At 41.8% G+C, this 8,700-nt stretch carries 8 protein-coding genes; 1 reads left to right on the top strand and 7 read right to left on the bottom strand.

The genetic code is table 11. The annotated features are described in order from the left end of the window. Positions 1 to 54 precede the first annotated feature (54 nt). Entirely contained in the window at positions 55 to 1,098 is a 1,044-nt protein-coding gene (locus AN395_RS16760; protein WP_054983686.1) for an alkene reductase, read from the bottom strand. Positions 1,099 to 1,468: 370 nt separating this feature from the next. Between AN395_RS16760 and AN395_RS16755 the strand changes: the two genes are divergently transcribed. Further along, a complete protein-coding gene (locus tag AN395_RS16755; protein ID WP_004588808.1) occupies positions 1,469 to 1,861 on the top strand; it encodes a DUF2750 domain-containing protein in 393 nt (130 codons plus the stop codon). Positions 1,862 to 1,916: 55 nt separating this feature from the next. On the opposite strand, the gene AN395_RS16750 is transcribed toward AN395_RS16755, so the two are convergent. The 6 genes from AN395_RS16750 to AN395_RS16725 all read right to left on the bottom strand — a co-directional run bounded on the left by AN395_RS16750 (position 1,917) and on the right by AN395_RS16725 (position 8,696). Then, a complete protein-coding gene (locus AN395_RS16750) occupies positions 1,917 to 2,786 on the bottom strand; it encodes an alpha/beta fold hydrolase (protein ID WP_054983685.1) in 870 nt (289 codons plus the stop codon). 125 nt (positions 2,787 to 2,911) lie between these two features. Then, positions 2,912 to 3,775: a universal stress protein gene (locus tag AN395_RS16745; RefSeq protein WP_054983684.1), complete on the bottom strand. Its 864-nt coding sequence runs from the start codon at positions 3,773 to 3,775 to the stop codon at positions 2,912 to 2,914. Between the two features lie 84 nt (positions 3,776 to 3,859). Then, positions 3,860 to 5,848: a tripartite tricarboxylate transporter permease gene (locus tag AN395_RS16740; protein WP_054983683.1), complete on the bottom strand. Its 1,989-nt coding sequence runs from the start codon at positions 5,846 to 5,848 to the stop codon at positions 3,860 to 3,862. Between the two features lie 74 nt (positions 5,849 to 5,922). Beyond that, positions 5,923 to 7,035, bottom strand: coding sequence for a tripartite tricarboxylate transporter substrate binding protein (locus AN395_RS16735; protein ID WP_024032569.1), 1,113 nt, complete (start codon positions 7,033 to 7,035; stop codon positions 5,923 to 5,925). A 332-nt stretch (positions 7,036 to 7,367) separates the two neighbouring features. After that, positions 7,368 to 8,471: a 4-oxalomesaconate tautomerase gene (locus AN395_RS16730; protein ID WP_054983682.1), complete on the bottom strand. Its 1,104-nt coding sequence runs from the start codon at positions 8,469 to 8,471 to the stop codon at positions 7,368 to 7,370. Positions 8,472 to 8,513: 42 nt separating this feature from the next. Continuing rightward, positions 8,514 to 8,696, bottom strand: a complete 183-nt coding sequence (locus AN395_RS16725) for a hypothetical protein (protein WP_054983681.1) — start codon at positions 8,694 to 8,696, stop codon at positions 8,514 to 8,516. Positions 8,697 to 8,700: the final 4 nt, after the last annotated feature.

Below are 8,700 nucleotides of genomic sequence, written 5' to 3'. Positions count from 1 at the left end.
AACCAAACATACTGCTGCAAATTCAAACGCCAAAGGTCAACACGCCCTAATTAATTAGAATAGTTTAGCTAACATCTCGTCATTATAAGCAACAAGCTCTTCATTATTAGCCACTTTACTAATGTAATCTGGATTAGCAATAAATGGACGACCAATCGCAATTAAATCAAACTGGTCATTGTTTATTGCTTGTTTTGCATCATCAAAACTATAACTACCTACCCCTACAAGGCTGGTTTTAGTGTTAGCGCGCAAATACTGCGAGGTTGTTTTACCTTCTAAAGAGTCAAATTGAGTGCTGTCATCAAAAATACCGCCATGAATGTAAGCCAGTTTTTTGTCATCTAGCTGCGCTAATAAATAATCAAATACCGCTTTATCACGCTTATCTTCTTCCATATTAAAATAAGCACCTGGCGATAACCTAATTGCCGTACGCTCATTACCTACTGCATTAATAACCGCATCGGTCACTTCTATTGCAAAACGCGCCATATTTTCAGGTGTTTGGCCATATTCATCTGTGCGCTCATTTGCAGCGTAATGTAAAAACTGATCAATTAAATAACCATTTGCGCCATGAATTTCTACACCATCAAAACCAGCTTCAATGGCGTTTTCGGCCGCTTTAGCAAAGTCGGCTATCAGTGAATTAATATCCTCTTTGGTGGCCGCTTTTGGCGTAATGTACGTCAGCTCGCGCATACGTGGTACAGAGCCTTCAACTCCAATTGCCGATGGCGCTAATACTTCGCCGTCAAAAAAGTGAGGGTGAGCAACACGGCCAACATGCCAAAGCTGTGCAAACATTTTACCGCCGTTTGCGTGCACGGCGTCGGTTACTTTTTTCCAACCTTGAATTTGCTCGCTGGTAAATAACCCCGGTGTATTTGGGTAGCCCTGTGCATCTGGGCGAATGATAGTGGCTTCGCTAATAATTAAGCCGGCATCGGCACGGCGCGCATAATATTCGACCATATCTTGCGTAGGTACTAAATTATCATCAGCCATACAACGGGTTAAAGGCGCCATAAAAACGCGATTTTTAAGTTCAAGTGAGTCGTTTAATGTATACGGAGCCAGTAAATCTGTGGTCATTGTTAAATCCTTCATTAAGAGTATGCATATGAGATGCGGCCTTTTTAACAACATTCAAGGGTAATTTTGAATGCTCGCTCAAAATATACTTAGGGAGTACCAAAACAGATCTGAATTACAAAATTAAATAACCTGAACTCTGGTTAAGAGATTTACTAACATATTTTATCATGATGATAGTTAAGCTTATTTTGTCTCTAGCCAGAGATTTTCAGTAAATTCAACGCAGTTAGCGCTTAAAATAGCTGCTAGAGATAGATTTATTATCCAGAGTTCAGGTTAAATAATAATTTTTCAACACACTGTCACATAACTCGATATACTTGTAACAGTAAGATTCAAATTTGAAGCAATAAAGAGTGAGCCAATTATGACAACTGCAAATGCGACTGAAGAACAAACCGTAATTTTAGGGCTAGGGGCAAAAAAACGACTCGCTTTTATGTTTGAAACCGTACAACAGTACAAACAAGTATGGATTTTAAACGACGATGATGGCTGCGTAATGCTTGCCAACGAAGATGACGACTGTGTACCAGTGTGGCCAACCCGCGATTTTGCACAAGCTTGGGCCACAGGCGAATGGGAAGGCTGTACACCAAAAGCCATTCCGACTAAAGATTGGTTTAGCCGCTGGACACCCGGCCTTGAAGAAGACGACTTACTGATTGCGGTGTTCCCTACCGAAGAGGACGACGGCACGGTGCTTTTTCCTGATGAATTTGAAAGCCAGTTAAAAATCCCTAAAAAAAGAAAGTACTAAGTAGCCAGCATCACGTTATTTAGTTTATAAACGCGGCCTAAAATAGCCGCGTTTTTTATATCTGCTTTCTAAAATTTAAATAAGCCTTGGTTATAGCCTTGGCATCTTCTATTTGCGGGTAGTGCCCAAGCTCACCAAACCCTTGTACGCGCGCATTAGGTATTGTTTTTTTATAGTGCTCAAGCATGTGTTTACCCGATATTGGGTCTTGCTCACCTGCAATAAACGTAACCGGTATATCGTTATTAATCATTGCCCCAACCCAGCGCTGTTCGTTTTGTTTTCGCTGTGTAATATATTTAATTAGCTTGGGCATAACACGTAAACCCTTGTTGTAAATTAACAACGCCCAAAGGGTATCAATTACCATAGGGGCTGGTGGTGTTTTTTTGCCAAAAATAGTGATTAAATTTTTAGCAAACTTTTGTTTGCTCATTAGCTTAGGTACTAGCCAACCAAGTTTTGAAAGTAGCAGCTTTTGGATAAATAAAGGTTTATGTATGTGTGGAAATAACCCGCCATTTAAAAAGCATACACTGTGTATGCGTATGTCGCTTTGAGCAGCAACTTGCCTTGCTAATAGCTCTTGAGCCACGGTATCACCATAATCATGGGCTAATAGGTGTACATTGGTAATATTTAAACGCTTTAAAAATTGCGTGTATAAATCAGCTTGCTCTGTAATGTTATAAGCCGCATTGATTGGTTTATCCGAAAGGCCAAAACCCAGCATATCAAGTGTAACTAAAAAGTAGTGTTTTTTGAGCTCATCCCACATACCTTCCCAGTCCCAGCTTGCACTTGGAAAGCCGTGTATCAAAAGGAGCGCGGGGTTATTAGCATTCCCCGCTGTTTTAGTAAAAATTTGCTTGGCATTTATATCAATAAACTGCCCGTTTGATTGCCACTGCGAAAGCGTATACATAGGCTGCTACCCATTAACTTTTATTATTGTAATGGTTAGTTTTATCACATTGAGCTTTAATAAAAAGCCGATATTGAACGTAAATATCGGCTTTTGGGTAAAATTTAGTTTTTAAGCTTTAAGTGTTATCGCGCCATAAGTATTGGCAAGGTGGTGTTTGCTAGCATGTAGTTAGTCATACCACCAAAAATTTGCTCATGAATTCGCCTGTGAGTAAATGCGCCCATCACCACTAAATCAGCATTATGCATTTGCGCTACCGACATAAACGCTTTAGCAGTCGATTGCCTGCCATTATTAAATGTTACAAACTCACTTTTAATATCGTGCTGAGCTAAATATTTAACCACTTCATGGCCGTTTGGCATTTTATCGGCGCTGCTTGCGCTGGTGCAAATAACAACCTTTTTAGCTTGTTTTAAAAGCGGTAAACTATAAGTGAGCGCGCGCGATACCTCGGTACTGGCGTTCCAGCCAATCACCACTGTTTTTATATCAAAGTGGGTCATTTGCCGTGGTACCAATAATATAGGTTTACCACTTCGCATTACCGATGCCTCAAAGGTCGAGGTTGATTTACCACTTTTAGACTGCGGAATAATAATTAAATCAGCGACTTTGCCTTGCTCTGCAATTATTTCGCTGCGCACACCTATATTAATATGCCATGAAGCGCTTGGGTGCGTGGGATGCTCTGCGCTGTCGTCAGTGTATTTAACTTGATGCTGGGCACATAAACTAACAAATTCGGTTTTTAAATTTGCCGATTCGGTTGTTGCAAAGCGCCCTGCTACAGAGTCTAACTCTTTTACCAATTTAGTTGGTAAGCCAAGCTGCCCTGTTGGCAAAAAGCGTTTTGGGTCTAAGTGCGTGTGATAAACATCAAGGTGCGCATTAAAATACTTAGCAACGGCTAAGCCCCCTTTTAAGCGCTCTGTTACATGCCCACTTGTAGAAAGGGGCATTAAAATAAGCTTAGGTAAAATCATAATTATATCCTTCTTAAGCCAGTGCCTTTTAGAGCAAATGTAAACCGTGCTAAGCGCTGCTTGTTTTGCTTAGCACGGCGGCGTTTACAGCTGCGTAAAGCTTGCCACTTCTTGTAGGTAACCGCTTGGTAAATCTAATACCATAAAGTGCGATAAAGTGAGTAAAAATGCCAACGCACACACTGTCAGTGTTAATGTTCTAGCAATTGATATACGTGCTTTTACAAGTAAAAATATTATGAAAAACAACGCTATCGAAATCACATAGCCCAGTAAAAAACACCCAGCTAATAAGCCACACAGCCAAAATACATAATGCCAAAGGCCAGTCACGCTTGAGTCGTTTACATACCCCGCAGAGACCTCATTATCGTAATTTACAGCATCGTCTACTTTATTAAGTAGCAGCTTGATCAGCACAACCGCAGAGAGTATTAACATGAACGAGCACACCACGGCAGGAAATACTCCACCTAAGAATGTGCGTTGGAACGAGTCATACAAACCGTATGCAAACACTAAACAAACAAAGCCAGAAAACGCGATTTGTGGTTTAAGGTTAGTTGGTTTTACCTCAGCATTAGCTGTGTTTTTATTGGCTTTTTCTTTTTTAGCAGCCTTAATAGAGTGGCGTGCTGCAAAGAAAATAGAAAGCGCGGTTAATGCACCAATAATCATCACACCCGGTTTTAATAAAAACTCTATGCCGTCAAACTGAATAGCTTGATAAAGGTAAGTTTCCATGCCGCTTGCCAGTACAAAGCCAATTAAAAATGCCGGACGAGGCCATCCAAAGCGCTTCATTAATACGCCTAAAATACCAATACCAATAAGTGCGACTAAATCACCTAAATCACGGGTTGCCTGAAACGCCGCAAAAAAGATCACCATAACCATAAATGGTGCCATGAGCGTGTAAGGAATAGTTGTTACTTTTGCTACCCATTTAGAAATTAGTAAACACGCGCCCGCGCCAATTACATTAGCAAGTGCCAGTGACCATACAATGGTGTAAGTAACATCAAGGTCAGTGGTGATCATCGCAGGGCCTGGCTCTAAACCAATTAATACCATACCACCTAAAAATACAGCCATGCTGCCAGAACCTGGAATACCAAATAATAAGGTCGGAATTAAGCCACCGCCTTCTTTGGCATTATTTGATGACTCAGGGGCAATAACACCGCGTATGTCGCCTTTACCAAAGTTTTCGGTGTCTTTAGAGGTTTGCACCGCATGACCATAAGAGATCCAATCAACTACGCTGCCACCTAGGCCTGGTAGTGCGCCAACAACACAACCAATGGCAGCACAGCGCGTAGCTAGCCATTTATTTTTAACAACATCTTTTACGCCTTCAAACCATCCACTACCCAACTCAGAAGCTTCTGAAATAGAGCGATTTTGACGCAGTAAATCGATAATCTCAGGTAATGCAAATATACCTAAACCAACAACCACTAACGGAATACCATCCATAAGGTAACCGTTATCAAATACCATGCGGTATTCACCGGTTGCAGGAGCACCGCCAAGTGAGCCTAAACATAAACCTAAGCCACATGCGCTTAAGCCTTTTACTAGGCTATTACCGGCCAATACACCCACCATACTTAAACCTAGCAAAGTAAGCATAAATAATTCGGCCGAGCCTAACGCTAAAATAACGGGGCGGGCAATCAATACAAACAGCGTTAAAATAATTGCACCAAAAAGGCCACCAAATAATGACGAAGCAAACGCTGCTGAAAGCGCACGCGCTGCTTGGCCCTTTTTAGACAGTGGGAAGCCGTCAAGCACTGTGGCTTGTGAGCCACTGGAGCCTGGAATACCCATTAATACAGAGGTGAAGGTGTCAGAGGTTGGAATAACCGCCACTAGGCCAATAAGCATAGCAAGCGCTGAAATTGGGTCCATACCATATAAAAATGGCAGTAATAACGATAAACCCGCTATGCCGCCTAAACCCGGAAAAATACCAATCAGCAAGCCTAAAAAAACGCCGCCGCATAAATACATTAAGTGTGTGGGGGTAAGAATAGTTTGTAGCGCAATTAAAAATGCATCTAACATACTGCTCTCCTTAGATTAAAAAAGTGGCTCACTAAATGCGAGCCACTGTGTGTACAACAAATCAACATGGTTTTTTAAAAACGCGCGTTGTAGTTTTCGGTTAGGTAATTTCTTACCCATTGTTTGTCAGTTTCAGAAATTGTCAGTGCTGAGCTCAGTGTGTTTACTGCATCTTCGTTTACAAGTTGTGGGTATTGGCCAAGTACTAATTCAGACTCTTCTTTAAAGTTGTCTTGATCAATGACGCGCTGTGCTGCATTGCGCCACTCTGCAATAACGTCATCAGGGGTGCCTTTAGGTAAAAACAGTCCTTTTTGCGCGGCAAAACCGGCTACAAAAAAGGTTTTCCATACGTTGTATTCAACGCCTGTTGGCTTTTTACCATGGATCATTTCGTATACTTCGCCTACGTGTGGTAAGTCAGGAAACGTTGGGTCGCGTACAATTTTGCCTTCTTTATTAAGTACGCCAAACGACATAAGCGGAATCGCTTTACCTTCATCAACTAGCGGCTGTACTTTTTTTAAGTAGGCAGAGGTAGTTTGAAAGTCGATATCCACCTCGCCACGCTCAAATGATAAACGCGCACTGCCACGGCCCTTCATACCAAAAATGGCGTGAATGTCTAAATCAAGCATGTCGAAGGCTAATAACCCTACTAAGTCCATTGAGGCGGCGCGTTGGCTACCAAATTTAAGTTTTTGACCCTGCAATTTGGCAAGCTCTGATGCGTTTTTAATACCCAGCTCTGGGCGCACATATACCACCGCACCTGTCGGTGTGGCCATAATCACGTTCCAACGTTTTACTTCGTATCTAACGCGTGAGTCGCCAAGTAAGTAAGGGATTTGTGTAGAGGCAGAAGTACTAAATACATTTAAACCATTTGCTTTAGCGCGGCGCTCAAAGCGGTTAGCGCCTTTGGTAGAGCCACCACCTGGAATGTTTTTAACCACAACCACAGGTTTACCATTTAAATGCTGAGAAAAACGCGGACCAAAAAAACGTGCCCATGTGTCAGAGCCGCCACCTTCTTTAAAAGGCACAACCCACTCTACTCGCTCACCATCAAAGCTTACTTCGTCGTTATTGTTTGCATAAGCTGAGCTGATACAAGTGCTTGCTGCTAACACAACAAGCATTGCTTTTAGTCGATTAGGTGCAAAAGTACTTAATTTAATCTTCATAATTTGACCTCTGTTATTCGCTGCAATTATTTAAATAGGTCCTAATAACGTCATTGCATCTATTACGTAGATGAAAGTATTTCGTTAAAAGAAGTTAACAACAGCTAGACTAATAGCCGAAACTGTCATCTACCTGTCATCAATGCCAAACTATCCATTAATTTAAAATTATTTATAAGGCATTGTTTTTAAATAAAAATAAATTTAGTTTTATTTATTTAAAGTATAAAAAAAGCGATAACAGACAATCTGCTATCGCATTTTCGGTTGGTTTACTAAGGCTTAACACCAATTCGCTTAATTAAGTGAGCTATTTTGCCCATTGGTATAAGTTAAGCTATTTTGCTTTCATCCCATACTTTTGCAGGTATGTGTACTTCACCTTTAAATAACATTCTGGCGGTGCGCATTAACCCCGCCGATTTTATATCTAGCGTGTCGTTTTCAAAGCGCCCCTCAAGGAGTAAATCTATTTTACCGCTTGGGTGTTCAACCACTATATTTTGCTGCTCTGAGCTTTGTGGGGTAATTAAGTCGTACGCCACACTGCCTGGCAACATGCAACTAACACTCACGCAAATTGCCCCCGTTACAGAATGGCTGGTATGGCAATTTTGCGGCACAAAGTAGCGCGAAGTTATCGTACCGCCAAATTGCGGCACCGACAGTAAACCGACTTTAGGAATGACTTTTCCGGTTGCATCGCCTAGGCCCATTTTTAGTGACGCCTGCAGGCGAATGCTTTCTATTTTTTGCAGTAACTCTGTATTTGCATCAAGCTCTTGTTTAGTTTCAGAGCCTTTTACACCCAGTGATGGTGCAGGTATTAGTACCATTGGCATGGCAGCATCCACACAACTTACTTCTACGCCATCAAAGGTATCGCGTGCAGAGCCAGTAGGCAGTAATTCACCGGTTTTAGTGCCACACACATCAAAAAACTTAAGTAAAATAGGAGCCCCAGAGCCTGGTACGCCATCAATGGTGGCATCGCCTTCGTACTCTACAAAGCCGTTAGGCGTTTGTACCACAACTTCAATCAGGGTATTGGTATTTACATTTTTAACCCGTACCGTTGTTTCACCGTCGTTTGCAGTAACCAGTCCGTATTCAATTGCCAGAGGTGCTGCACCAGATAAAATATTGCCACACGAAGGGGTTATATCGACTTCATTTTGCTCAATAGCAACTTGCGCAAATAAGTAATCAATGTCTGCATCGGGGTCGGTTGAGCGTGAAATAATGGCCGCTTTACTGGTTAGTGAGTTTCCTCCACCAACGCCGTTTACTTGCAGCGGATCGCCTGAGCCCATTGCTGCAGTTAAAATTTCTTTGCGTTTATCCCACTCTCTCGGTAAATCGTTGGCTAAAAAATAAGTCCCGCGAGACGTTCCGCCGCGCATAATGACACAAGGTATTTTTTTTTGAATAGTCATAATAATCCAGCTTCTAAATCAATTTAAATGAGCAGTAACGGGTTAGTTATTACTTAAAATAACCACGCACTCTTGCACTTGCTCTTGCTTACTTTGCAAAGATTGAGGGGCAAAATTAGTATTACTTGTTGCACTAGCAGCCGTGGCTGTTTGTTGGCTATTTGCACGAAAGTGAATGGCTCTCGGCGTAGGTTTTAACTGAGGTGTAGCGTGTGTTGAGTTCATCGTT

The organism is Pseudoalteromonas sp. P1-30 (genome assembly GCF_001400005.1).
Lineage (GTDB): Bacteria > Pseudomonadota > Gammaproteobacteria > Enterobacterales > Alteromonadaceae > Pseudoalteromonas > Pseudoalteromonas atlantica.
This window is presented reverse-complemented; position numbering and strand designations above follow the sequence as displayed.